The sequence below is a fragment of the Segatella copri genome, assembly GCF_949820605.1.
In the GTDB taxonomy this organism is placed as follows: Bacteria; Bacteroidota; Bacteroidia; order Bacteroidales; family Bacteroidaceae; genus Prevotella.
In genome coordinates this window covers 2,765,205-2,790,207 of the sequence record NZ_CATKVU010000006.1, presented here as the reverse complement: position 1 = coordinate 2,790,207, position 25,003 = coordinate 2,765,205, and the positions used below count along the sequence as shown (strand labels likewise).

The 25,003-nt window shown below is 45.4% G+C and carries 17 protein-coding genes, 2 tRNA genes and 4 pseudogenes; 9 read left to right on the top strand and 14 right to left on the bottom strand.

Features of this window, described 5'->3' with window-relative positions; genetic code table 11:
• Positions 1 to 15 precede the first annotated feature (15 nt).
• The gene (locus tag RCO84_RS12680) at positions 16 to 954 is read left to right on the top strand and encodes a bifunctional riboflavin kinase/FAD synthetase (protein ID WP_317585289.1); all 939 of its coding nucleotides are present in this window, start codon (positions 16 to 18) and stop codon (positions 952 to 954) included.
• A 50-nt stretch (positions 955 to 1,004) separates the two neighbouring features.
• Positions 1,005 to 1,838 carry a CPBP family intramembrane glutamic endopeptidase gene (locus tag RCO84_RS12675; protein WP_317585287.1) on the top strand — a complete coding sequence of 278 codons (834 nt, stop codon included), beginning with the start codon at positions 1,005 to 1,007 and terminating at the stop codon, positions 1,836 to 1,838.
• 209 nt (positions 1,839 to 2,047) lie between these two features.
• Here RCO84_RS12675 and RCO84_RS12670 read toward each other — a convergent pair whose 3' ends face one another.
• Positions 2,048 to 3,397, bottom strand: coding sequence for an ATP-binding protein (locus RCO84_RS12670; RefSeq protein WP_317585286.1), 1,350 nt, complete (start codon positions 3,395 to 3,397; stop codon positions 2,048 to 2,050).
• A gap of 236 nt (positions 3,398 to 3,633) precedes the next feature.
• Here RCO84_RS12670 and RCO84_RS12665 point away from each other — a divergent pair, with 236 nt between their 5' ends.
• Together RCO84_RS12665 and RCO84_RS12660 are read left to right on the top strand one after the other, a co-directional pair.
• Positions 3,634 to 4,485 (top strand): hypothetical protein, encoded by an 852-nt coding sequence (locus tag RCO84_RS12665; protein ID WP_317585285.1) that lies wholly within the window; start codon positions 3,634 to 3,636, stop codon positions 4,483 to 4,485.
• 546 nt (positions 4,486 to 5,031) lie between these two features.
• Positions 5,032 to 6,190, top strand: a pseudogene (locus tag RCO84_RS12660) (site-specific integrase).
• A 245-nt stretch (positions 6,191 to 6,435) separates the two neighbouring features.
• Here the strand turns inward: RCO84_RS12660 and RCO84_RS12655 are convergent.
• Positions 6,436 to 6,546: pseudogene (locus tag RCO84_RS12655) on the bottom strand (helix-turn-helix domain-containing protein); the annotation flags it as partial.
• 235 nt (positions 6,547 to 6,781) lie between these two features.
• Here RCO84_RS12655 and RCO84_RS12650 point away from each other — a divergent pair.
• The 4 genes and pseudogenes from RCO84_RS12650 (at position 6,782) to RCO84_RS12635 (ending at position 9,224) form a co-directional block, all read left to right on the top strand.
• Positions 6,782 to 7,264 (top strand): DUF3408 domain-containing protein, encoded by a 483-nt coding sequence (locus RCO84_RS12650; RefSeq protein ID WP_317585283.1) that lies wholly within the window; start codon positions 6,782 to 6,784, stop codon positions 7,262 to 7,264.
• 185 nt (positions 7,265 to 7,449) lie between these two features.
• Complete coding sequence (locus tag RCO84_RS12645; RefSeq protein WP_317585281.1) at positions 7,450 to 7,863, top strand: plasmid mobilization protein; 414 nt, start codon at positions 7,450 to 7,452, stop codon at positions 7,861 to 7,863.
• Positions 7,860 to 8,345 (top strand): annotated as a pseudogene (locus RCO84_RS12640) (relaxase/mobilization nuclease domain-containing protein); the annotation flags it as partial. The gene RCO84_RS12645 and the pseudogene RCO84_RS12640, both read left to right, overlap by 4 nt.
• Positions 8,346 to 8,475: 130 nt before the next feature.
• A pseudogene (locus tag RCO84_RS12635) lies at positions 8,476 to 9,224 on the top strand (hypothetical protein).
• A gap of 293 nt (positions 9,225 to 9,517) precedes the next feature.
• Here the strand turns inward: RCO84_RS12635 and RCO84_RS12630 are convergent.
• The 10 genes from RCO84_RS12630 to RCO84_RS12585 all read right to left on the bottom strand — a co-directional run bounded on the left by RCO84_RS12630 (position 9,518) and on the right by RCO84_RS12585 (position 21,863).
• A complete protein-coding gene (locus RCO84_RS12630; protein ID WP_004315354.1) occupies positions 9,518 to 10,144 on the bottom strand; it encodes a Type 1 glutamine amidotransferase-like domain-containing protein in 627 nt (208 codons plus the stop codon).
• Between the two features lie 1,299 nt (positions 10,145 to 11,443).
• Positions 11,444 to 11,944 carry a pyruvate ferredoxin oxidoreductase gene (locus RCO84_RS12625; protein WP_117695302.1) on the bottom strand — a complete coding sequence of 167 codons (501 nt, stop codon included), beginning with the start codon at positions 11,942 to 11,944 and terminating at the stop codon, positions 11,444 to 11,446.
• Positions 11,934 to 12,449, bottom strand: a complete 516-nt coding sequence (locus tag RCO84_RS12620; RefSeq protein WP_119229705.1) for an RNA polymerase sigma factor — start codon at positions 12,447 to 12,449, stop codon at positions 11,934 to 11,936. The genes RCO84_RS12625 and RCO84_RS12620 overlap by 11 nt, the downstream gene beginning before the upstream one ends.
• A gap of 121 nt (positions 12,450 to 12,570) precedes the next feature.
• Positions 12,571 to 13,341 carry an acetylglutamate kinase gene (gene argB, locus RCO84_RS12615; protein ID WP_317585280.1) on the bottom strand — a complete coding sequence of 257 codons (771 nt, stop codon included), beginning with the start codon at positions 13,339 to 13,341 and terminating at the stop codon, positions 12,571 to 12,573.
• An 83-nt stretch (positions 13,342 to 13,424) separates the two neighbouring features.
• A complete protein-coding gene (gene speA / locus RCO84_RS12610; RefSeq protein ID WP_117587635.1) occupies positions 13,425 to 15,317 on the bottom strand; it encodes a biosynthetic arginine decarboxylase in 1,893 nt (630 codons plus the stop codon).
• A gap of 70 nt (positions 15,318 to 15,387) precedes the next feature.
• Positions 15,388 to 15,915 carry a shikimate kinase gene (locus RCO84_RS12605; RefSeq protein WP_317585278.1) on the bottom strand — a complete coding sequence of 176 codons (528 nt, stop codon included), beginning with the start codon at positions 15,913 to 15,915 and terminating at the stop codon, positions 15,388 to 15,390.
• 31 nt (positions 15,916 to 15,946) lie between these two features.
• On the bottom strand, positions 15,947 to 18,277 hold the full coding sequence (topA, locus tag RCO84_RS12600; RefSeq protein ID WP_119236001.1) for a type I DNA topoisomerase: 2,331 nt from the start codon (positions 18,275 to 18,277) through the stop codon (positions 15,947 to 15,949).
• Between the two features lie 125 nt (positions 18,278 to 18,402).
• Positions 18,403 to 18,930, bottom strand: a complete 528-nt coding sequence (locus tag RCO84_RS12595; protein WP_117695293.1) for an NUDIX hydrolase — start codon at positions 18,928 to 18,930, stop codon at positions 18,403 to 18,405.
• Positions 18,931 to 19,048: 118 nt separating this feature from the next.
• Positions 19,049 to 20,503 carry a sialate O-acetylesterase gene (locus tag RCO84_RS12590; RefSeq protein WP_118081069.1) on the bottom strand — a complete coding sequence of 485 codons (1,455 nt, stop codon included), beginning with the start codon at positions 20,501 to 20,503 and terminating at the stop codon, positions 19,049 to 19,051.
• Positions 20,504 to 20,684: 181 nt separating this feature from the next.
• On the bottom strand, positions 20,685 to 21,863 hold the full coding sequence (locus RCO84_RS12585; protein WP_144151306.1) for a redoxin domain-containing protein: 1,179 nt from the start codon (positions 21,861 to 21,863) through the stop codon (positions 20,685 to 20,687).
• Between the two features lie 196 nt (positions 21,864 to 22,059).
• On the opposite strand from RCO84_RS12585, the gene pnp reads away from it, so the two are divergent.
• Complete coding sequence (gene pnp, locus RCO84_RS12580) at positions 22,060 to 24,378, top strand: polyribonucleotide nucleotidyltransferase (protein WP_144151308.1); 2,319 nt, start codon at positions 22,060 to 22,062, stop codon at positions 24,376 to 24,378.
• A gap of 183 nt (positions 24,379 to 24,561) precedes the next feature.
• On the opposite strand, the gene RCO84_RS12575 is transcribed toward pnp, so the two are convergent.
• Both RCO84_RS12575 and RCO84_RS12570 read right to left on the bottom strand, forming a co-directional pair.
• Positions 24,562 to 24,635, bottom strand: a tRNA-Asn gene (locus RCO84_RS12575).
• A gap of 50 nt (positions 24,636 to 24,685) precedes the next feature.
• A tRNA-Asn gene (locus tag RCO84_RS12570) sits at positions 24,686 to 24,759 on the bottom strand.
• Positions 24,760 to 25,003 lie beyond the last annotated feature (244 nt).

Sequence of the window (25,003 nt, the reverse complement as noted above, 5' to 3'; positions counted from 1 at the left end):
TTAAAGACAGTCCTTATGAATACAATACATTATAATGATACCGTGCAGTTGCCGCCTTGTGTGGCAACGATTGGTTTCTTCGATGGAGTGCATCGGGGACATCAGTTCCTGATTCATCATCTCGTAGAGACGGCACGAAAGGATGGCTTGCAATCCACCGTCATCACCTTCGATGCGCATCCCCGCAAGGTGTTGCAGGCGGATTACCAGCCAGAGATGCTGAGTACGCTTGACTCCAAGCTGCTGCTGCTTTCGAAGACGGAAGTGGATAATGCCGTGGTGCTGCATTTCGACAAGGCGATGGCTGCCATGTCGGCAAGGGAGTTTATGCAGCAGGTGCTCCACGACCATCTCAACGTAAGGAAACTCTTCATCGGCTACGACCATCGCTTTGGTCACAACCGCGAGGAGACTTTCGAAGATTACGTGCGCTATGGCAAGGAGATGGGCATCGAGGTAATCAGGAACGAAGTCTTCCAGATAGATGGCATCAACATCTCTTCTTCCGTCATCCGCTCATTCCTGAAAGAGGGAGAAGTGGAGATGGCAGCCCGGTGCCTCGGATTCCCTTACACCCTCATCGGAAAGGTGGTGAATGGATTCCATGAAGGCAGAAAACTCGGTTTTCCTACAGCCAATCTCGACATCTCTCACTTCGGACAGCTGATTCCTGCCCCTGGTGTCTATGCCGTAAGGGTAAGACTGGAGAATACGGTGGTATGGAAACGGGGAATGATGAATGTGGGCAATCGGCCAACTTTCAATGGCAGACAACTGACGTTAGAGACGCACATCTTCAATTTCGACGGGGATATTTATGACCAGCTCTTGCTCGTAAGCTTCGTGAAGCGAATAAGGGGCGAACAGAAGTTTGACAGTCCCGAGGAGTTGGCGGCGCAGCTGAAAGAGGATGAGCAGACCGTGCTGGATCTCTTTGAAAAGGAAGCGGAATGATAGCGAGAATGCTATTAACTATAAACGATTAATTATAAACAGTAAAAGCAATGGCAAAGATTAATTTAAAGAGAGGTTTGACGGATATCGTCCTCTACATGATTATATTTATAGTAGTACAGATTATCGTGATGTATGCTGGCGCAGGAATCTGGGCGGGCATTAAGGGCGAAGGTTACCAGGCAACGCTCCTGGCTATCAGTTCGGGCAGCAATCCTATCCTGATGGCGCTTACTTCAGCGTTCAGCAACGTTATCACCCTCGTCATCTTCCTGAAGACGAAGTGGACACCGCTGACCCGCGATTATCTGCTTTCCAAGCCTTGGGCAACGCTTCTCTGGGTGGCATTGTTCGCCCTGGGAACCATCATTCCTCTGGAGCTCATATATGAGCAGATAGGCATCGAGATGGACGAGAATACCGAGCAGATATTCGCATCGCTCATGAAGGAACCTTGGGGCTATGTGGCTATCGGCGTTCTGGCGCCTTTTGCAGAGGAGGTTGTGTTCCGTGGAGCCATTCTCCGCACCCTGCTGGGTCTTATGAGCAAGAAGAACCATTGGGTAGCCATCATGATTTCGGCTGCCATCTTCGGTCTGGCTCACGCCAACGTAGCGCAGTTTGTCAATGCCCTCCTGCTGGGCTTACTCCTGGGTTGGATGTATTATCGCACCAAGAGTCTTGTTCCGGGCATCCTGCTCCACTGGGTGAATAATACGATGACGTATGTACTTGCCAACATCATGCCTCAGAGCGATGGCAAACTCATCGACCTCTTCCATGGCGATGAGAAGACCATGTATTATGCCGTAGGCTTCTCTCTCTGCATCATGATTCCAAGTTTTATACAGATGATTATCAGATTAAAGAAAGCAAAGGCTTAACACAAAAAAGGCTGCTCCCTCATCCATTTCGACATGGAGGAGTTGGATGAAGGCTTGAAGAGGATACAACACCATAGCTATCAGTTGAAGGAATCGAAGTTCACCTTGAAACCCCTTGAAAAGTAAATATATTAGGCTTCAAATGCTGTTAGGATGGCATTTGAAGCCTATTAAAATTCTTACCTTAGGAGGTCCTGAGTAGATGTTCTTTATTTGTATAGATTGCCTAATGCATAGAGGGGAATGACATCTACTTGGCGCACAGCATCGTCTGCATCCTTGTCGATATATTCAAATCTGCCAAAGTTTTCCAAGGAAGTGCGTATGGCATGATGTAGATTTTTCTTGCGCATGAAAAGCCACAAACTCTGCATGCTTACTCTTGTGGAAGCCTTGACTTCTACTGGGAGAATTTTTCCCTCTATAGCCTCGATATAGTCAATCTCAGCGTTAGCACCTCGATTCAAGTTCTGCCAGTAGTACATTTCTGACTTTTGGAAGCAGTCATGTCCCTTCATCAGTTCCAAACCAGCAAACATTTCGGAGGCTGCTCCCTTATTCACGAAATCAACATCTGAGGATAACAGGATGTCGGCAGCAGGTGTGCCGAGCATCGTTTGCATCAAACCTAAATCAAGAAAGAGATACTTCGTGTAGCTATTGTTTTCTTCTGCACCCAACGGAAGACCATTGCCATCGGTGTGGGTAACGGGCTTGATTAGACCAGCCAACGTTAGTAGGTGCAAGGTATCCTTTATGACAGAAGAATGTAGCTTGTTATCCACCTGTCTGAAGACAAACTTGCTTCCAGCCTGCAAGGCTACAGAACGTAACACCTTTCTTAGCAGGGGTGGGGAGATACGTGACTTGTATTTAGAGAAATCATCTTGATAGGTATCAAGAATGTCGTTATGTACATGAGAACACTCCAGATAGCTGTTTGTCTCTATCCACTCCGTTACTGCCGCAGGCATACCTCCAACCAGGTAAAATGTCTTCAGTTGATTCACCAGCTTATTATGAACTGCCTCTGGAATGGGGGCTCCTGGTGTGGCTTTTCGCTTATAATCTATAGTTAAATCCAACCCTTGCGCCAAAAGAAATTCATCGAAAGAGAATGGGTACATATACAAAGAGCGTATTCTGCCCACTCCAAATGAAGGGAGTTCCTCTAAGGTGAATTCCAAGAGAGAGCCTGCTGCTATGACATGCAACTCAGGATAATCTTCCTTGAAGTAACGAAGCGACATAATGCCTTCTTGGCTTACTTGGATTTCATCAATAAAGAGCAAGGTTTTGCCTGCTACTATTGGGATGCCAGTTGATGCGCTGATGTCTTCACAGGTACGTTTCACGTCTATATCTTTTGTGAAGAGCTGACGGATAGAAGGTTGGCGTTCTAAATTTACTTCAACAAAGTATTTGAAACACTTGGCAAAATGTCTGACGGCAGATGATTTACCCACTTGTCTTGCACCCCTTATTAAGAGAGGCTTGCGGCGTGGGGAATCTTTCCATTCCAATAATTTTTGATCTATATTTCTTCTGTAATACGTCATGTTGTGCTAATTTATTGATTTACAGTGCAAAGATACAGATTTTATCCAAAAGTCAAGGCTAAAAACAGTTAATTTTATCCAAAAGTCAAGGCAATAGAGGGCTGTTTTTATCCAAAAGTCAGGGCTAAAGACATTCCAAACATAAGAAAACTGCTGCTTTTCTTTGCATATTCTTTGGTCGTCTCATAGAAAAGAAGTACCTTTGGGGTGTTTTTTTAAAAAGGACAATAAATACAATGAAGATAATAGAAAGCAGTATCATAGGAAAGAAGAGCCCTGAGGCTTGTGAGGATGGAATGGTAGTTACCGATGATTTCATCGCAGTGATTGATGGCAGTACAAGCAAGACGCCGAAGCATCTCAATCCTGATATGAAGAACGGAAGATACGCCATGATGCTTATCTCGGAGTATATTTGTGAGGAGTTGAAAGCAGATGCCTCGGTAGATGATTTCTGCCAGGGCGTGACAGCCTATATATATAATAAGGTGTATGAAAAGCTAGGAGTGGAAGAGCGGTTGAAGGAGCATCCGGAAGAGCGGCTTACCGCCTCGGCTATCCTTTATAGCCGGACAAGGAATGAAGTCTGGATGGTGGGCGATTGCCAGGCAATCATCGATGGAAAACTCTATGAGAACGGCAAGCCTTATGAGGAGAAGATTGCCCGTAAGAGGGTAGAGTTGATAGAGCAGGGCCTTTCGCCTGCTGAGGCTAGAAAGCAGATAGAGCCATTATTGATCGAGGCGATGCTTTCCGGGCAGAACCAGACCTATACGGTTATCGATGGATTTCCTATCTATCGGGAGGGAGTGAAGGTTGTCTCTGTTTCAGATTCCAGTTCTGTTCAAAATCCTGTTTCCTGCTCAGACTCCGTTTCTGCATCAGGTACAATTTCTGTCTCTTCCTCCGAGATTGTATTGGCGAGCGATGGCTATCCGTTCCTGAAGCCAACCTTGGCAGCGAGCGAGGCGGCATTGGCAGAGCAGATTGCCAATGACCCTCAGAACATCCATTCCTTTATCGCCACCAAGGGCATCGTAGAGGGCAATAAGAGCTTTGATGATAGAACTTATATTCGATTTGGCTGATTTCGCCAGAAAAAAATAACATGGACAAATTGAATTTGTCCGGTTTGTTTGTCTGGAGGCTTGTAACATCCCAATAATCAGTAGATTATGAACGTTCGGACAAATTCAATTTGTCCGTGTTATTTTTTTAGCATGAAATGACAAGTAATGGCAAGGATTTCTATCCGGCAAGCGATGTATTCCCAAGAAGAAAACGATGACTTCTGCACCGAGAAACGGTGAGTTCTGGAGGAGAAAACTATGAGTTAGATTTTTTAACATAAAGCTCTAAAGCAGCCAAAGGAGAACAAGAGAGGTTGGAACGTAAACAGTTGGGAATGAGTAGATTTGCACAAAGTTACCAAATCGGCATAAAGCAAGCGAGTGAGGAATATTGAAGTAGTTCAGTTACTAAATCGTGAGCCACAGTTACCTATGCAAAGCAGGTAACAATGCGGAAAGGCAACTTTGTGCATCAACGGATTTTATTGCGCTGATTCTCAATGTTTTGCGTATCAAGGAACGCTTACAAAATGATTATATTTGCACACTCAAAATGTAAGCGTTGTGAAAATCGAAAAATTCAAGGTGTTGCTCTACCTAAAAAAGAGCGGAATGGACAAGAACGGAAAAGCTCCCATCATGGGACGCATCACGGTGAACAGGACTATGGCACAGTTCTCCTGCAAGTTGTCTTGCACTCCATCGCTTTGGAATCCTCGTGCCAGTCGATTGGAGGGCAAGAGCAAGGAAGCCGTGGAAACCAACAAAGACATCGAGCAGTTGTTGCTTTCCATCCAAAAGGCTTTCGATGTGCTTGTGGAAAAGAGAACGGACTTCGAGGCTAAGGATGTCAAGGAGGCTTTGCAAGGCAGCGTCAAGACACAGACCACCCTTCTCTCCTTCGTGGACGAGCATATCAGTGAACTCAGCACCCATGAGAGCATAGATATGTCGAAGAGCAGTGTCTGGAGTTACAGAAAGATTCGCAAGAATCTCGCTGAGTTCATCGGGGAGGAATACAAGCTATTCCTGAAACGAGACCAGGGACGCATCGACAGCTACGTGAACCATTGCCTTCTCTGGCTGAACATGTTGATGTACAAGGCAGTGGACAGGAGCATTATCCGCTTCAATCCCATAGCCAAGATAGGGTATGAGAAGAAGGCAGCCCCGAAGATGACCCATATCAGCAAGGCAGACTTCATCAAGATGCTCTCTACCCCGATGGCTGACGAGCGAACGGAGCTTGCACGCAGATGTTTCATTTTTGCCTCGCTCACCTCCTTATATAGATGTAAAGAAACTGTACCCTCACCATATCAGTGAGAACTCCGAGGGTAGGAAGTTCATCCGCAAGGAAAGAAAGAAGACAGGCGTGGAGTTCTTCGTGCCACTCCATCCGATAGCCGAGAAGATTCTTTCGCTCTACAATACCACGGACGACAGCAAGCCTGTTTTTCCACTGGGTGAGAAGAAAGACATCTATCTTGATGTGCATACCCTTGGAATGGTGCTTGGCATAAGTAATAAGTTGGGATTCCACGCCAGCCGCCATATATTCGGAGTCTTGATGCTCAACGAGGACATTCCCATCGGCAGCATAGCCAAGATGATGGGACACGCAGACATTACAAGCACACAGGTCTATGCGCAGGTGACGGAGCAGAAGATTTCAAGCGACATGGACAAACTCATTGCCAAAAGAGAAAAGGACAAAAAATAATGGCATGGCTAAGCCATCATGCAACGTTCCTTGGAGGCTTTGCGCCTCCAGCCACTTGGGCGAGCCACCGCAGTGTTTTAGCATGGTATTAGATTTTATACAGACCATACGGAGAACACTCGGCAAACACGACCAACTCGGTATAGCCAATAAAATGAGGCGACAACCTATAACAGCCACGCTCGGTAAGTTATACGTTGTCGCCTTGTTCATTTCACTCCACTCATCAAGGACATGTATTTCTCCTACAAGCCCTTCATTCTGTACGCCTCACGATAGTTAGCCATCAGAATCTTCTGAATGTCGGACTCGCGATAGAGTATCTTTCCGCCAAGCTGGATATACGGGATAACGCCAAAAACAACAAGAAAAACTTGCGCGACTGCAACGAATACATGAACAATGATGAGTTGAGAAATACGTTGAAGTTCTCACAACTATCTCGGTATGCAAATAAGCCAGCCACAACTAAATTGCCACGTTACACCCAATCAGTTGCATGGCTGCACTCAGTACACTTACTTTGCACCCGACAATCGGTCAATGGTGCAAACCGTGACCACTATACTAACAAATAAAACAGCATAAGCTATGGCAAGAACAAAAGATGCAGTCTTGACTCCTGAGCAAAAGGAGCTGATGGAAAAAGAGTATTTGGATTTTGTTAATCCATCTACGTATGGCAACAAAGCCAATCCAAGTAGTTGTAATTCTCTCTATGATGATGTAGAGAACCCAGAGTTGAGAGCAATTGTAGAGAAAGTTGCTGCAACAACTCCCTATAGAGAGGAAACTACAACGAACGAGGCTCAATCGCCACCGAATCCGCTGAAGCGCATCAGTGGCAAGCAGCGCAAGGCGACATTGGAGGAGTATCAGCAGACCTTCCTCCAAGTTCCAAGGATTGACGACCGCAAGCCAGTCTTCGTCAGTTCCGATGTACGAGACCGTCTTGATCGTGTCGTCCGCATCCTCGGAGGGAGACGCATGAGCGTATCGGGCATCATCGAGAACATCGTGCGCCACCACCTAAGCCTTTATGAAGAGGACTTCGAGGCTTGGCGCAAATTGTGAGAATTTAAGGTCTGCGACCTTGGACGTGGATAGCTGAAAGGCTGTAGTTCCAACTAACGTGTTCTGAGAGGGAGCGAGGTTATGTTTTGGGAACCCCAAAACGCCTCGCTCCACCATGAGGGCGGAGGAATTTTGCTCCCGACGGTCGCAGAAAGTGGGTGTACCAACTGTAAACAGTATATCGAATGACAAGCATACAGAAACAGAACAGGAAAAAGGGTGGAAGACCGCCCACAGGCAGGATTCACAAGCTGTCGAAGTCTGTCACGGTGAAGTTCTCGAAGCCAAGCTACGAGGCTTTGAGACTGAGGGCGAGAAAAGCCAACCGCAAGTTGGCGGAGTACATCCGTGAGTCCACCTTGAACGGCGAGGTGGTCAGCGGACACAATGCAGAGACGGTAGCCATCGCCAAGAATCTCATCGGCATGGCGAACAACCTCAACCAACTTACCAAGCTGTCGCATCAGAGAGGTTTCCATGAAACCCATGTATATGTGGTGGACTTGTTGAGAAGATTGAAAGAAATCCTTGGCGAGTATCGCCAAGCAAGTTATAAACCGAAGCCAAGCAGTATGGGCAGACAGGAGGATACCACATGATAGGCAAGCTAAAGAAGGGCAGCTCATTTGGTGGTTGCATCCGCTATGTTACAGGCAAGGACGAGGCGAAAATCATCGCCTCGGATGGTGTGTTACTCGGCACAAATGCCGAGATAACGCAAAGTTTCGAGCTACAGAGGCAGCTAAATCCAAGGATTAAGAAGCCTGTGGGACACATTGCATTGAGCTTCAAACTAGAGGACAAAACACGTTTGACGGATGAGTTCATGGCTAAAATAGCCATTGAATACATGCAGATGATGGGCATCACCGATACCCAATTCATCATCGTAAGGCATCACAACACGGACAATCCACATTGTCATATCGTGTATAACCGCATCAACAATGAGAGCAAACTCTTATCAGACAGGAATGATTACAGGCGTAATGAGCAGGTGACCAAGGCTCTAAAATCCAGGTATGGATTGACTTATGGAACTGACAAGAGCAAGACTAACACTCGCAAATTGCGATCGGCTTGTTCGCTCCGTCTAATGCCCAAACTTATGAGCCATTCCCAGAGGATGAATCCGCCAAGAAGAAAAAGAGGAAACGCAGAAAGGGCTTCAGCCTTTGATGTAAGTTACAAACTTAAAAATAGAATCGAACATGAAAGAAGAACTATTGGAAGCCATCTACGGCACAGTTGAGAGATTGGAGCAGAAAGTCGATGAACTTTCTCCTCCACAAAGAACGCAGGAGCAGAAACCGTTCCTGCAAGTAATGACATAACCAAGTTGGATAAGTCAATCAATGCGATGTTTACCAAGGAAGAGGAAGTCAGAGGTAAAATATCCAAATTAAGAGATGCCATTGTTGTTTTTGCTGACCTTATTAAGGTTGAACTTGGCAAAAATGAGCAGCGAAGCAAGTTCTTGGTTGATGCAGTCAAGCAGATGAGACAAGGGAATGATGTTTTCTCAAAGACATTGCAAGATAAACTTGAAGTAATGAACAAATCACCTCAAAAGAAGGTTGTAACCCATCGCTTCGAGCCAACCTCAAAGAATGTTCTTCTTTTCACAGGTGGCTTGGCTCTATCTCTTGTCCTCTCCATTTGGGGTAATCTCACCCAATGGCGAGAGCACCAAGATTGGGAGGAGGCAGACTTGAAGTATAGGGCATTGAAGATGGTGCTTCCATCCGATGACCCGAATGTTAGTTACATCGAAAAGCATTTTTCTGTTTGTCGAAATGAGAAAGTTATAGATGATGTAAGAAATTGTGTTGCTGCCTACGAGGATTCTATTCGCCATCATCATGAAATGGTTGAAATGGCTACTTATAAAGATAGTATAGCCAATAAGCTTTTGCAAGAATCAAATCGCATAAAACGTGCTATGAAAAGCTCAAAATAAAGTTTCTGGAAACTAACTAAACTAAATGAGAGGGAAATAAACTTAATACATTCCCCTCTCATTTATTTAGTGTAATTTTGGAATATAATCTTTATCCCTTTATAATAAGGACATTGGGAGGATTGTCCGATTTTGAGGTAACGAATTGCCAACCGTTCTTGTTGCTGCATTCTGCTTTGATATGCTTTCTTGGCATCTCGTCTATGCTACAAAACGTTCTGAAATTTGCTGTGCTTTCACTAACGAGTGCGATTGTAACTGAATCAATATAGCAGAAATACGGTCTATTCTATTCATTTTGCATCTTTAATTTGAATATTTGAATCTTCAATAATAACAGCTTGTTTATTACTTATAGGAATAAGCTGCAACTTCTCATTATATAGTTGAACTATCTTTTCACCTTTTTTCTTGAATGGAAAATTTCCATAATGGGGAATCGTATAAAAATCGACCAAATCTAAAGAAGTACAGTCTTTCAATTCAGGAGCCTTTTCTATTGGATCAAAATTCACACTTCTCATATATTCTGCATCGGGAGAGGCTATTATTGCTCCGGCAGATTCCCCAATATACAGTTTACCCAATTTCACTTGTTTAGATATAATTTTATCAACACCTTTTCTTTTTAACTCTTGCAAAAGGAAAAATGTATTTCCACCTGTTATGTAGATATAATCGCATTTATGTAATATAGAAGATATTTCCTCTTTGGGCAGTTGGGTAATCTCGACTTCTTCAACAATCATTCCAGCTTCTTCTAAAGCCTTTTTCCCCTTTTTTACATAGAATCGTATTGGTTCTGTAAGGCTTGCAGTTGGTATAAAAGCTATAATTTTCCCTTGCAAATCTTCTTTGGCACAATCGACAAATAGATTAGCAACATCAGCAAATGATGAGCATAAAAATAATCTTTTCATATTCTATAATATTAAGTTTAATACTTTTTGATACAAAGATAGCGTCTTCTATGACAGCCCTATGTCAGTAAGTCTAAATATTGAAGAGTTTTTTCATCAAAAGTACTTATTTTTTATAAGTAATTGAGAATGAGATAAGTTTTTATCTCATAAAAAGAAGAGGTTACGAATTAGAAATATACAGAATGTAGCATCCTGCTGTGATTTGCATAACCATTCAAAGAACTCTTTCGATTGCAAAGGTAAGATATTTAATCGGGGATAAAGAATGCTTTAAGATTTTTTAAGTATTTGCATCTTTTCGATGAGCCAAGGACAGCTCATGTTTCTTTCGAGGGCAACGACAATGCATCTTATAACTGCAATATCATAAGCCATAATGCCAAACTCATACATAGGGAAGATGGCAACTATTTTATGGCTACAGCCACTGTGAGCACACAGGGACAAAATACCCCAATATTGCAACAGTACATGAAAGCCGATGTCAGAATCATCGTCAGCAATAAAACGTTATGGCAACAGGTATTCGGATAAACTATATCCGAATACCTGCTGTTTGTTTTAGGATGCATATTGTGTTGCTAAGCATCAGATTTTATGCAAAAGTTCTAAATTCCATAAATTTCTCCTAGCGTGTTATGGGATATTTAGAAATTTATCGTATCTTTGTCCCCGAATTGAGGCGTTCTTTGCATATTGCAAAATACAGAAACGAGCAGAAGTCCGCTCGTTTCCATATTGTTACCTATATAATATAGGCAAACGCCCAACTTCTTGATTTTCAATCAAAGCCCAATTTAGAGTGAGTTATTTTATTTAACAAAAGGGGCAAAGGGTTAACAGGTTAACAGTTAACAGCTGTTTTTTGCATCCTCCCCCTCTCCCATACCTTATATTATATATAAATATATATACATATTATTATATGTGAGTGGGGGGAAAGTAGGCATTTTGGGCTGTTAACTGTTAACTCTGTTAACCCCCATTAGGGTAAATAGCCTTTCAGATGCTTCTTGATAATAGGTTAAGTGGCTTATATTAAGCTTAGTAAGAGTCATCAATGATGACCGGAAGGAGGCTTAAATGAAGCCTCGCAGTGGCAATAAATTGAGCCACTTGTGTATCCTTTATCATACGCTTGCGTGCAAAATTTATAAAATAAGTAAGGGCTGCCAGTACATCCTGGCAGCCCTATTACGTTAGTATGTTATGAAAAATTTGAGAGAATTGAAACTTCACAGCTTCAGAATTGTTTTACTAAACATGATTTTTTTATAGAGAAAGCATAGAAATAATCTACTTTAATAACGTTGGAGACGTTGTTGGAGTGCTTACCTGATCGATGCCTGTGCGTTGCATAGAATCAACCGAAGCAGAATCTCCCATGGCTACGGACACGCCCTTGCCACTCTTGATGTATCCTACGTTTTCAACAGAATCATTGCCATTGTTCTGGAAAGGAACCTGAACTGCATTGCCCAATGTCAGGATGATAGCTACCACGGCAGCAGCCTTGAAGAGAGGCTTCAGGCGCTCTGTCAATGAAACGACCTTTGCCTTGTTAGGCTTCTTGGTGTATTCATCCTCAATCATCGCCATCATCTTCTGGTCGAAGTCATCACCCAGCGCCTCTTGCTTAGCCTCGCCCATCTCGTAAGAGAAGAGCGCTTGGTATGGCTTCAGCTCGGCAGGCAACTCGTCCTGGCTGAAGAATGCACGGAGAATCTCCTCTTCTTCGAGAGAAGTCTCGCCCTTCCAGTAGCGATCCAAAAGTTGGTTGATGTACTTATAATCCATATCTGTCGAATTGTTGAAATCTTTGTTTGACTGTTTGACGAGCCCTGAAGATGTTCACCTTGACCTGGTCTTCCGTGATGCAGAGGATGTCTGCTATTTCCTTGTAGGACTTTCCTTCGATGTCTCGAAGCTGCAGACAGCTGCGCTGCTTTTCAGGCAACTCGTCGATAATATTCTTTACGATGTTCAGTTTGTCTTTCTGAATCATCCTTTCGGAGGGGGTGGAAGTGTTTTCGTCTAACCTTTCTGTATTCTGCTCTTCCAGCGAATCATTCTGATTTTCCATCTTCTTGATGCGGTCGAGCGAAAGGTTGCGAGCGATGGTGAGGCTGTATGCCTCGATGGAGTCAAGCTCCTGCCATCTGTCGCGGGCGTTCCAGACTTTAATCAGCGTATCCTGCACAACGTCTTCCGCTTCCTCCCGGTTGAGAGTAATGCGAAGGGCCAGCCTGAAGAGTTTGTTCTTCAGCGGCAAAACATCGTTCTGGAAACTGATTTCTTTCATTCCTCTATAATTAATGACGACTATGTTATAAGAAAGTTACAACCAATCTTAAATTATTTCTATTTTTAACTCTTGTTAAGAAAAAAAGGTGATGAATTCTTCACTCTTCACTCTTCGTTCTTCACTTAATCACCGTTCCGTGCTTTCCGTCGATGGCGGTAGCAAGGGTGATAATCACCTCTTTCACACCAGCATCGATGGCTGCAAGGGCATTCTCCAACTTAGGAATCATGCCGCCTGCCACGGTACCATCTGCTTTATATCTCTCAAAATCGGCATGGGTAATCACTGGAATCACGCTGTCGTCATCCTCAGGATTACTGAGCACGCCTTTCTTTTCAAAACTATATATCAATGTCACATCGTAGTAAGGAGCCAGAGCCTTGGCAGTCTCGCTGGCTATGGTGTCGGCATTGGTGTTGAGGATGTTGCCCTTGCCGTCATGGGTCAATGGAGCCATCACTGGAATAATGCCTTCATTAATCAGGGTTTGGAGCATCTTGCCGTTGGCACGCTCTACATCGCCTACGAATCCGAAGTCGATACCGTCCTTCAACGGACGCTTGTGACTGTGGATTACGTCCATATCAGCACCGGTCAGACCGAGAGCATTCACGCCGTTAGCCTGGAGCTTGGCAACCAGGTTCTTGTTGACCAGACCGCCATAAACCATTATTACCACTTCCAGCATGTCTGCATCGGTGATGCGGCGGCCGTTTACCATCTTGCTCTCAATGCCGAGGGCTGCGGCTACCTTAGTGGCACGGCGGCCACCGCCATGTACCAATACTTTCTTGCCAGGAATGGCTGCGAAATCCTTCAAGAGCTGTGCCAGCTGCTCGCTGTCTTCAACGATGGCACCGCCTACCTTTACTACTGTTACTTTTTCCATCTTGTTACTTTGAACTTTGAAAATTGAACTTTATGATGAGTTAAAGCAATTGAATTCTTCACTCTTCGTTCTTCACTCTTCACTTACTGAAGATATGTGTATCCGAAGAGACCATTTCTATAGGTGCCCAGGAATTCCTTGCCCTCATCGAGCGAAATCTTGCCTTCCTTCACACTCTTGGTTACCCACTGCTCCAACTGGCGGACGAGCTTCTTCGGATTGTACTGTACGTAATCCAATACCTCCTCTACGGTCTCGCCGTCGAATATCTGGTCGATGCAATATTTGCCGTCCTTTACAGAGATGTGGGCAGCATTGGTGTCACCGAAGAGATTGTGCATGTCGCCCAGAATCTCCTGGTAGGCACCAACGAGGAATACACCGAGATAATATGGCTCGTTCTTCTTCAATGGATGAAGAGGAAGAACGTTGCCGATATGTCCGTCGGTAACGAAGTTGGCAATCTTTCCGTCGCTGTCGCAGGTGATGTCCTGCAAGGTAGCGTTGCGGGTAGGACGCTCGTTCAGACGCTGGATAGGCATGATAGGGAAGAGCTGGTCGATAGCCCAACTGTCTGGCAGGCTCTGGAACAGAGAGAAGTTGCAGAAATACTTGTCGGCAAGAATCTTATCCAATCCTCTGAGCTCCTCAGGTACATGCTTCATGTGCTTGGCAAGATTGTTGATCTCGTGGCACACGCTCCAGTACATTGCCTCAATCTCTGCACGGGTCTTCAGATCTACGATACCGTGAGAGAAGAGCTGCAAGGCCTCTTCGCGAATCTGCTCGGCATCATGCCAGTCTTCCAGCATGTTGCGAGGATTCAGGTTGTCCCATATCTCATAAAGATCCTTCACCAGTTGGTGGTCGGTCTCCTTCGCCTCAAACTCCTCAGGCATTTCTGGCAGGGAAGCTGTCTCCAAGACATCGATAACCAAGACTGAGTGATGGGCAGAGAGCGAGCGGCCGCTCTCGGTGATGAGGTTAGGGTGCTCGATATTGTTCTTGTTGGCTGCATCTACGAATGTATAGACACAGTCGTTTACATACTCCTGGATAGAGTAGTTTACGGAACTCTCGCTGCTTGAAGAGCGGGTGCCGTCGTAATCTACACCGAGTCCGCCACCGCAATCTACGAAATCTACATTGTAGCCCATCTTGTGGAGGCTAATATAGAACTGGGCAGCCTCACGGAGAGCTGTCTGGATGCGGCGAATCTTGGTAATCTGACTTCCGATATGGAAGTGGATAAGGCGCAGACAGTCGTGGAATCCCATCTCGTCTATCTTCTTGAGGGCTGTGAGCAGTTCTGCGCTGGTCAAGCCGAACTTAGATGCATCGCCGCCGCTTTCAGCCCATTTGCCTGAGCCTGAAGAAGCCAGTTTGATGCGGATACCGATGTTTGGTTTTACGTTGAGCTTTTTGGCTACCTTTTCGATGATATCCAGCTCATTGAGCTTTTCTACTACGATAAAGATGCGCTTGCCCATCTTCTGAGCCAGCAAGGCAAGTTCGATGTAGCTCTCGTCCTTATAGCCGTTACAGATGATGAGCGAGTCGCTCTGTGCCTGTACGGCGATGACGGCGTGGAGTTCAGGCTTAGAGCCAGCCTCCAGTCCGAGGTTGAACTTCTTGCCGTGAGAGATAATCTCCTCAACGACCGGCTGCATCTGGTTCACCTTAATAGGATAGATGACAAAGTTTTCTCCCTTGTATCCATACTCTTCCTTTGCCTTTTGAAAACAGCTGGCTGTCTTCTCGATGCGGTTGTCGAGGATGTCTGGGAAACGGAGCAGTACGGGAGCGTTGATGTCGCGTAATGCCAACTCGTCCATGATGTCGCGCAGGTCTATCTGTGTGTTGTCCTTGCATGGAGTTACATAGACATCACCCTTGTCGTTGATGCCAAAGTAAGAAGTACCCCAACCACAGATGTTGTAGAGCTCCTTCGAGTCTTCAATAGTCCATTTCTTCATTTTCTAATCTTGCTTGCTGGAAATCAGTTTTGTTTGTTACCTTTATTATATATTACTTTATTAGATACGGCTATATGTTCAGCAGGTCTCTGATCTGCCGAACAATAGCGTTGATTTTATCATAATTGTCCATCACGTTGATATCGATGATGTGTTTTGCCTTCTCGTAGTAAGGCTCTCGAAGTTTCAGCTGCTCATGGATAAACCTGTCTACCTCTTCCGGTGTTTTGTTGAGCAGCAGAGGGCGTACGCCTTTGCCCATCTTCAGATGAGCGTGAAGGGTTTCTGGAGATGCCTTCAGGTAAAACGTTTCGCCAAGTTGGTTCATGTAGTCCATATTGTCGAAGAAACATGGTGTTCCTCCTCCGCAACTTACCACTACATTTTCAAACTCTGCCACTTCGTGTAGCATATTGTGCTCTATCTTGCGAAATCCCTCTTCTCCAACTTCGTCGAAGATCTGTTTAACGGTTTTGCGCATTCGGCTCTCGATATACCAGTCGAGATCGTAGAACATAACGCCAAGGTCTTTGGCGAGGGCTTTGCCGACCGTTGTCTTGCCGGCGCCCATGTATCCTATGATGATGATTGACTTCATTTTCTTCTGTTTCTATGTCAATGAGGCATGTTTATGATTTCTTTCTGCCTCTAGCCTTTGGTTCTGGAGCAGCTTTGATAATTTCCATACACTCCTCGTATGTAAGCTCCTCTGCACTCTCATGTTTTGCCTTTGGAATGCGGTAATTCTTGCCGTCGTAAGCAATGTATGGACCATACTTGCCATTGAGAATTTCCATCTTATCGTCCTCATCGAAAACTTTGAGATGACGCTTCTCTTCGGCTTCGCGCTTTTCCTTGATCAGCTCGATGGCTCTATCCAGGGTGATGGTCAGCGGATCATCCTCCTTTGGAATAGAAACATACTTGCGGTTATGGAGGATGTAAGGGCCGTATCGGCCAGAGCCAACTGTTACAGTAATGCCTTCATAATCACCGAGTTCTCTTGGCAGCTTGAAGAGTTCCAAAGCCTCTTCCAGGGTGATGGTTTCTATGCTCTTGTCTGATGGCAACTGGGCAAACTGAGGCTTGTCCTTGTCTTCTGCAGAACCAATCTGTACCACAGGCCCAAAACGGCCAATCTTGACGAATACTGGCTTTCCTGTTTTTGGATCATTTCCGAGATTGCGCTCGCCGGCTTTGTGCTGGTTGCGGGCTTCCAGGACTTCCTTCACTTCAGGCTCAAAGCCCTTGTCGAAATCCTTCATCCAGTTGGTCCATTCGGTCTTTCCTTCTGCAATATCATCAAATTTCTTCTCTACGTCTGCCGTAAAGTTGTAGTTCATGATGTTCGGGAAGTTCTCCATCAGGAAGTCGTTTACTACGATGCCGATATCAGTAGGCAGAAGCTTGCCCTTTTCAGAGCCTGCCATCTCTTTCTTCAACTTCTGGGTTATCTTGATGCCCTTCAGAGAATCTATGGTAAATGTGCGCTCTTCACCCGTCTTGTCACCCTTTACCACGTATTGACGCTGCTGGATGGTACTGATGGTTGGAGCATAAGTAGATGGACGGCCGATGCCGAGATCTTCCAGTTTCTTCACCAGACTGGCCTCGGTGTATCTTGCAGGAGCCAGAGAATACTTCTCTGTAGCAAGGATTTCTCTGCGCTGCAATTCATCGCCTTCTTTCAGGGCTGGAAGAATGTGGGAAGAATCCTCAGCATGCTCTTCATCGTCGGTTGACTCAAGATAAACCTTGAGGAAACCATCGAATGAAACAACCTCGCCGGTAGCAACAAACTTTTCGTTTGTGTTGCCGATATTGATGTTGATGGTTGTCTTTTCGAGTTGTGCATCAGCCATCTGAGATGCGATGGTACGCTTCCAGATGAGTTCGTAAAGGCGCTTCTCCTGAGCGGTTCCTTCGATGGTTGGTTCATTCATATATGTAGGACGGATAGCCTCGTGCGCTTCCTGTGCACCCTTTGAACTGGTGTGGTAGGCACGAGTCTGGCTGTATTCCTTGCCATATTCTCTGATAATCTCATCTTTGCTGGCGTTGGAACAGAGCGTAGAGAGGTTTACGCTATCGGTTCGCATGTAAGTGATGCGTCCGCTTTCGTAAAGTTTCTGGGCTATCATCATGGTCTGTACAACGGTGAAACCAAGCTTGCGTGCAGCTTCCTGTTGCAAAGTAGAAGTAGTGAAAGGTGGTGCAGGAGAACGCTTTAAAGGCTTCTTGGTTACAGATTCAACCATAAACTTAGCGTCTTTGCACTTCTCAAGGAAAGCTTCAACCTCTTCGTGGGTATTGAAACGCTGGTCCAGTTCTGCCTTTACCTCTGTTGCATTGCCGCTGTCGCTGATCAGGGCGAAAATAGCGGTAACGCGATAGTATGGAACACTCTGGAACTTCTGGATTTCACGCTCACGTTCTACTATCAGACGGACAGCAACACTCTGTACACGACCTGCAGAAAGGGCTGGCTTAACCTTTCTCCACAAGATAGGAGAAAGCTTGAAACCTACCAGTCGGTCGAGTACACGACGTGCCTGCTGGGCATTCACCAGGTTCATGTCCAGATGGCGTGGGTTCTTGATTGCGTCAAGAATAGCCTGTTTGGTAATCTCGTGGAAGACAATACGGTTTGTCTTCTCCTCATCCAATCCCAGTACTTCGCAAAGGTGCCAGCTGATGGCTTCTCCCTCGCGGTCCTCATCGGATGCTAACCAGATTTTCTTGGCTTTCTTCGCATTCGTTTTCAATTCTGTAACGAGTTTTTTCTTTTCCTCTGGAATCTCATAATCAGGTTCCATGGTTTTCTCGTTTATACTAAGTTCCTTCTTCTTCAGGTCACGGATATGACCGTAAGAAGACATAACCTTATAGTCCTTACCTAAAAACTCTTCGATCTTTTTAGCCTTCGCAGGGCTCTCGACGATTACTAAATTCTCTTGCATAAGCTTATACACAATTTTTTTCGGTTGGCAAAAGTAAGTAAACTTTTTGCTTATACCTTATTATATGGTGTTTTTTTTGGTTTTTTTAATGTTTGGGAGCCATATTTGGCTGTATTGAACCCTTTTTACCCCAATTTTGTTTCCAAATAACGATGGAGCCCTTTGCGTATGGAATCGAATGCAAACTCATCAGGATTGAGTCTGCTCAATGGTATCCAGAATGATTCTTCTGCATCGTCCATTGCTTCTATATGAGTGTCGTCTTTCACCTTCACTTCATAGAACATATCGAGGGTATGGACCATGAAACCTGAGTAAAGGTAGAGATTTGGGTAGCTGAACTGATACTTAACCTCAGTTGCATCCAGTCCGGTTTCCTCTTTTACCTCTCTTGCCATACCTTCTTCACCTGTTTCATCCATGTCAACAAAACCGCCTGGCAAATCGAGTGCCCCCTTGGCTGGGTCTTTCTTGCGCCTTACTGCCAGGAGCTCTTCCTTACTGTTGAGTATGAGAGCTACCGTAGCACTGCTTGGATTGAGGTAATAAGAGAATCCGCAGTCCTTACACTTCTTGCTCTTGATGTTGTTGATTTCGAAATGACTAGAGCCGCAAACCGGGCAAAACTGAAACTTATCTAATACGTGACTCATATTATGATTAATGTATAATGATTGATGTTTAATGGAAAAGAATTTATCATCATGTTATAATTGAAAAGCGGCCGGTCTTTGACTGCTGAACAAAGATCGGCCGCTGGTTATCTGATATTTACCAATTATCTGTACGGAATGGGAAGAGAGGCAGGTTGCCTGCATTTGCCATATTGCCGAGCTGGAAGTTGCGGAAACAGTAGCGAAGGGCTACTGGTTTCTTTACCTCAGGACTGGTTACGATGACGCACTCATTCCAAGGATCGTTGCCTTCCTGCCAGAAGTGCTTGGCTGTAGCCTTATGGAATACCTTATCTTCGCCTGCAACTTCGAAACCTTCGATACCTTCAAAGCGGTTGTAGGCTCCGTAGGTGTTGTCGAAATGCACCTTTACAGTATCACCTACAATCTTCATCTCCTTGAAGGTCATGCTCTCGCTGAAGAGTCCCTTCATGCCATAGGTCTTGCTGAGTGCCTGGAGTGCAAGACGTTCGCCTACAGGCTGTTTCTGACATGGATGAATCTGCTCAACCTCGTATGGGTAAACCAGGTCTTCGGTACAGACGATGCCGCTGTTTGGAATCACCTTGGCTGCATTGAACTGCTGTTCACGGAGCTTAGGTCCCCAATCGCCATTTACGTCGCCATTATGATAAGGTGCAATCTGTACGAAATAGAATGGCAGTTCGCCCTGCTTGAAGTCTCTGCGCCACTGGGCAACGAGGTCGGCAAGACGTTTGGTATACTGGCCGTCCGGGTCGCCCACGTTAGAACATCCCTGATAGAAGAGAATACCCTTTACGCTATAGTTGAGGATAGGGTGGAAAGTTCCGTTACCCCAGAGAAGAGGGTAGAGGAAATCCCACTTAAACTTAGGGTTCTTGGTCATCTTTACAGAGTCGAGATCTTCCTTGGTGTTCTTTTTCAGGTAGTCGCGGTCGAGCCAGCTTTCTACACGGCTTCCACCCTTGTTTGCCATGACCAGACCTACCGGAATATCAAGAGTCTTGTTTATTACCTGTGCAAAGAAGTATCCTGTAGCAGATGCATCGCCTACGGTTTCTGGGTTAACCTCCTTCCATTCGCAGTTGGCATCATCTAACGGCTTACTGCTCATTACGCTAGGAATCTTTACGTAATGTACGCCTTTGTACTGGTTTGCTTCGAGCACCGCCTTGTTGTAACCTTCTACAGGGCAGTTGCCGAATCCTTTTACAGGCATCTCCATGTTGCTCTGACCTGCACAAACCCATACTTCTCCTGCCAGCACATTGTTGAGAGTGGTCTTTTCGCCATCATCGAAAGTGATGGAGAGTGGGGTATAGCTCGCCTTCGGGGTTTGTACTTTGATAGCCCATTTGCCATCCTTTCCGGTCTTGGCAGAATATTTCTGCCCAGACCATGAGGTGGTTACCTCTACTGTGGTTCCTGGTTTGTCCCATCCCCAGAGGCTAGCCTCTGTGTTTTGCTGTAAAATCATGTTGTCACCCAAGATGTGTGGCAACTTTACTTTAGCCTGCGCTCCTGTTGTGATAAGTGCCAAGGCTGCCATTGCTAAAAATTTCTTATTCATTTTTTAGGGTTTAAAAGTTTATCGTTTTTTGTTCTTAAGTTCCTTGTATGTTTCGTATTCAGATATTGCCATCTATGTTATCATGAAAGCAGATACAGAACTGACGTTAAAGAATAAAAGTTAGAAGCTGGAAGATGAAAAGCCGAAACTGTTCTCTCCAAACTTCTAACTCCTGGTTATCTTAAAGAAGGTTCTTGATGGCTGCCTCTATGTCCTTAATCTGTGCATCACGTGCCTGCAGGGTGTTGGTGCGGTCGATCAGGAAGAAGGTAGGAATGCTCTGGACATTGTAGAGAGCCAGACTCTTGCCCTGAATGCCATCTTCATCGCGTACGCAAATCCAAGGGATGGCAGCGGTAGAGGTCTTCCAGAAGTGCTCGTCTGGGTCTACTGATACCTGATAAATCTCCAGTCCGGCAGCATGATACTTGTTGTAGAGTTCACGCAACATCATGATGCGCTTGGTGCTCTCTTTGCTGGCGAAGAGATGGAAGTCGAGCAGTACCACCTTGCCCTTGAGGTCGGAGAGACGGCGTACCTGTCCCTTGTTGTCCTGAAGTGCAAGTTCGATGCATCCGTTTACGCTCACCTTGCTGGCCTCAATCTGCTGCTGTGCCATCTGGTTCTCGATGATGCGGATGTCCTTCATTCCCTCGATGGCGATATTGTGGAGGTTCTTGCCACGCTCAGCGCCAGGATAGTAGGTATCCCAACTGGTTGCTACGGCAGCAAATACCTTCACGTCGTCTTTGTTGTTGCGAGGGTTGAAGATAAGTGTATTCACATTGCCCAACTGTACCGTTTGGAAGAGCGCATAGTAAGCGTATGCCTTCATTGGCTCCTTGAAGATGTAGTTGGTCTTGATGTCCTGTTTGTAAGCCTGGAGCATGCGGCCTACGATGGATTCGATAGAATCGTTGCCGATGTTAGGATCTTTCACGAGCCCGTTGATATTGCTCTGGAGAGTCATCTGCTTAAGAGACAACTCCTTAATCTTGTTGCAGTTTTCAGAACCTTCCACTTCGTATTTGAAACTCATCTGCGGATAAGCCGCCTTTACCTTGACGGTTTCTGTAGAATCGATGGAAAGATTGATGGTTTGGTTGGCGATGCGTAAGCGGTAGAACTCTGGGGTAACAGAGCCCATGGCAGCCTCGTCGAAGGCAAAGGCACCATCCTCGCCCAGTTTAACAGAGTCGATTTTCACAGGACCGTTCAGGCTGATGTTCTCCAGATAGAGCATAGAGTCCTGAGCCTCTGTGATATTGCCGTTGATGTGGAATTTCTTGTTGTTACAAGAAGTCAAAGCCAGTGCAGCTACCATAATCGCTGCCACTGAAAAGAGTCTAGTTATCTTCATGAATTTTATTATTTTGCAAAATTATCGAGTGCAAAGATAGTAATAAAATTGCGAATAATGCACCTTCTATAGATAAATTATTTAAAAAAGTGGAAAATAATTGCTGATTTATTTGTTTATTAATAATTAAAGAGGTATCTTTGCAGCGTTTTAGATATTTTAGATGTTAGACAAAACAATAAGTTTTTTAATTTAGATGAACGTAATTACAAAAAGTGTTCAGTTGCCTGATGGAAGAACCATCACAATTGAGACCGGAAAAGTTGCAAAACAGGCTGATGGTGCTGCGGTTCTCCGCATGGGTAACACAGTGCTTCTCGCAACTGTTTGTGCAGCAAAGGATGCAGTTCCGGGTACAGATTTTATGCCTTTGCAAGTAGATTATCGTGAGCAGTACAGTGCTGCAGGTCGTTTCCCTGGTGGTTTCACCAAGCGCGAAGGCAAAGCCAGCGATGAGGAAATCCTTACCTCTCGTCTTGTGGACCGTGCTTTGCGTCCACTTTTCCCTTCTAACTACCATGCAGAAGTTTACGTACAGGTAATGTTGCTCTCAGCCGATGGTGTTGACCAGCCAGATGCCCTCGCAGGTTTCGCTGCTTCAGCTGCCATGGCTTGTTCAGATATTCCTTTCGAGTACTATATCTCTGAGGTTCGTGTAGCTCGTATCAATGGTGAGTATGTTGTTAACCCTACATTCCAGCAGATGGAAGAGGCAGACATGGATATCATGGTTGGTGCTACCAAGGACAATATCATGATGGTAGAAGGTGAGATGAAGGAAGTTTCTGAGCAGGATCTCATTGGTGCCCTCAAGGTGGCTGCCGAGGCTATCAAGCCTATGTGCGAACTCCAGTATGAGTTGGCTAGGGAGAAGGGTACTGACGTGAAGCGTGAGTATGACCACGAGATCAACGATGAGGAACTCCGTGAGCAGATCAAGTCTGAGCTTTACAAGCCAGCTTATGATATCAATCATCAGGCTTTGGAGAAGCATGCACGTCAGGATGCTTTCGATAAGGTTTTGGCTGATTTCCTCGAGAAGTATGACGCTGCTCATACCGATCTTTCTGAGGAAGACTTGGAGGAGAAGCACGCTGAGGCTACCCGCTACTATGATGACGTAATGCGCGATGCTATGCGCCGTTGCATCCTCGATGAGGGCTTGCGTCTTGATGGTCGTGCTACTACAGAAATCCGCCCTATTTGGTGCGAGGTTTCTCCACTCCCAATGCCTCACGGAAGCGCTATCTTCCAGCGTGGTGAGACTATGTCTCTCTCTACATGTACTCTTGGTACAAAGATGGATGAGAAGCTTATCGACGGTGTGCTCGAGAAGAGCTACCAGCGCTTCCTCCTTCACTATAACTTCCCTCCATTCTCAACAGGTGAGGCTAAGGCTCAGCGCGGTGTAGGCCGTCGTGAGATTGGTCACGGTCACTTGGCATGGCGTGGTTTGAAGGGTCAGATTCCTACAGACTTCCCTTACACAGTACGTTTGGTAAGCCAGATCTTGGAGTCTAACGGTTCTTCTTCTATGGCTACTGTCTGTGCCGGTACTCTCGCCCTGATGGATGCAGGTGTTCCTATGAAGAAGCCAGTTTCTGGTATCGCTATGGGTCTTATCAAGAACCCAGGTGAGGACAAGTACGCTATCCTCAGTGATATCCTCGGTGATGAGGACCACTTGGGTGATATGGACTTCAAGACCACTGGTACCCGCGATGGTTTGACTGCTACACAGATGGATATCAAGTGTGATGGTTTGAGCTTCGAGATTCTTGAGGAGGCTTTGATGCAGGCTAAGGCTGGTCGTGAGCACATCCTCAACTGCATGATGGAGACAATCTCTGAGCCACGTGCTGAGATGAAGCCACAGGTTCCACGTATCGTAGCATTCGATATCCCTAAGGAGTTCATCGGTGCTGTTATCGGCCCTGGTGGTAAGATTATCCAGCAGATGCAGGAGGATACTGGTGCGACAATCACTATCGAGGAGACTGATGGTAAGGGTCACGTCCAGGTATCTGCTCCTAACAAGGATTCTATCGATGCAGCTTTGGCTAAGATCAAGGCTATCGTAGCTGTTCCTGAGGTTGGTGAGGTTTACGAGGGTACTGTTCGCTCTATCATGCCTTACGGTTGCTTCGTAGAGATTCTCCCTGGTAAGGATGGTTTGCTCCACATCTCTGAGATTGATTGGAAGCGTCTTGAGACAGTTGAAGAGGCTGGCATCAAGGAAGGCGACAAGATCAAGGTGAAGTTGATGGAGATTGATCCTAAGACTGGCAAGTACAAGCTCTCTCATCGTGTATTGATGGAGAAGCCAGAGGGTTATGTAGAGCGTGAGCGTCGTCCACGTCCTGAGCGCGGTGAGCGTCGCGGTCGTCGTGATGATCGTCATGAAGGTCGTGGTGAGCGTCCAGCTCGTCAGCCACGTCGTTACGAGCATCGTAATGATGAGCAGGCTCCTAAGGAGTTCAACGACTCTTTGGATCACAACAATGATGTAGAATAATCTGCGTATTAGACACATTATTATATATAAAGGCATATTCCGCATAGGAATGTGCCTTTTTTGATATTGCTTTCTCTGGTTATTGCCGGATATAGTATTTGTAAATGGGAATGGAGAATGCAAAGTGGGATAAAATGTGGATAAACAAAAAGAGTCACAAGTAAAACTTGCGACTCTTTTCTGCGCTTCAAGATGGGCTTGAACCAACGACCCCCTGATTAACAGTCAGGTGCTCTAACCAACTGAGCTATTGAAGCAATTTGCTATGAAAGAAGATGAGTTACGAGGCTAACCTGAAACTCTCTTGCGCTTCAAGATGGGCTTGAACCAACGACCCCCTGATTAACAGTCAGGTGCTCTAACCAACTGAGCTATTGAAGCATTTTTTCTGTAAAGAACATGACGTTCCTTATTTGCGTGTGCAAAAGTACTAACTTTTCTTCATTCTGCCAAATTTTTTGCTGACTTTTTTCGCTTTTTCTCTAAAAAAGTGTATTTTTTCTTATCTTTGTGCCACTTTTTGCCTATTTTATGGTGTTTTTCGCAAAGAAATGAGTACTTTTGTGGTCGAAATCTTCTCCCGAGGGCGAATGCCGTGAAAAGGGGGAGAAAATAACCAATAAGT

Excerpts from the sequence above, each read along its gene's own strand:
- RCO84_RS12680 (WP_317585289.1), top strand. The coding sequence starts at position 16 with ATGAATACAATACATTATAATGATACCGTGCAGTTGCCGCCTTGTGTG.
- RCO84_RS12675 (WP_317585287.1), top strand. The coding sequence starts at position 1,005 with ATGGCAAAGATTAATTTAAAGAGAGGTTTGACGGATATCGTCCTCTAC.
- RCO84_RS12670 (WP_317585286.1), bottom strand. The coding sequence starts at position 3,397 with ATGACGTATTACAGAAGAAATATAGATCAAAAATTATTGGAATGGAAA.
- RCO84_RS12665 (WP_317585285.1), top strand. The coding sequence starts at position 3,634 with ATGAAGATAATAGAAAGCAGTATCATAGGAAAGAAGAGCCCTGAGGCT.
- RCO84_RS12650 (WP_317585283.1), top strand. The coding sequence starts at position 6,782 with ATGGCAAGAACAAAAGATGCAGTCTTGACTCCTGAGCAAAAGGAGCTG.
- RCO84_RS12645 (WP_317585281.1), top strand. The coding sequence starts at position 7,450 with ATGACAAGCATACAGAAACAGAACAGGAAAAAGGGTGGAAGACCGCCC.
- RCO84_RS12630 (WP_004315354.1), bottom strand. The coding sequence starts at position 10,144 with ATGAAAAGATTATTTTTATGCTCATCATTTGCTGATGTTGCTAATCTA.
- RCO84_RS12625 (WP_117695302.1), bottom strand. The coding sequence starts at position 11,944 with ATGGATTATAAGTACATCAACCAACTTTTGGATCGCTACTGGAAGGGC.
- RCO84_RS12620 (WP_119229705.1), bottom strand. The coding sequence starts at position 12,449 with ATGAAAGAAATCAGTTTCCAGAACGATGTTTTGCCGCTGAAGAACAAA.
- argB (WP_317585280.1), bottom strand. The coding sequence starts at position 13,341 with ATGGAAAAAGTAACAGTAGTAAAGGTAGGCGGTGCCATCGTTGAAGAC.
- speA (WP_117587635.1), bottom strand. The coding sequence starts at position 15,317 with ATGAAGAAATGGACTATTGAAGACTCGAAGGAGCTCTACAACATCTGT.
- RCO84_RS12605 (WP_317585278.1), bottom strand. The coding sequence starts at position 15,915 with ATGAAGTCAATCATCATCATAGGATACATGGGCGCCGGCAAGACAACG.
- topA (WP_119236001.1), bottom strand. The coding sequence starts at position 18,277 with ATGCAAGAGAATTTAGTAATCGTCGAGAGCCCTGCGAAGGCTAAAAAG.
- RCO84_RS12595 (WP_117695293.1), bottom strand. The coding sequence starts at position 18,930 with ATGAGTCACGTATTAGATAAGTTTCAGTTTTGCCCGGTTTGCGGCTCT.
- RCO84_RS12590 (WP_118081069.1), bottom strand. The coding sequence starts at position 20,503 with ATGAATAAGAAATTTTTAGCAATGGCAGCCTTGGCACTTATCACAACA.
- RCO84_RS12585 (WP_144151306.1), bottom strand. The coding sequence starts at position 21,863 with ATGAAGATAACTAGACTCTTTTCAGTGGCAGCGATTATGGTAGCTGCA.
- pnp (WP_144151308.1), top strand. The coding sequence starts at position 22,060 with ATGAACGTAATTACAAAAAGTGTTCAGTTGCCTGATGGAAGAACCATC.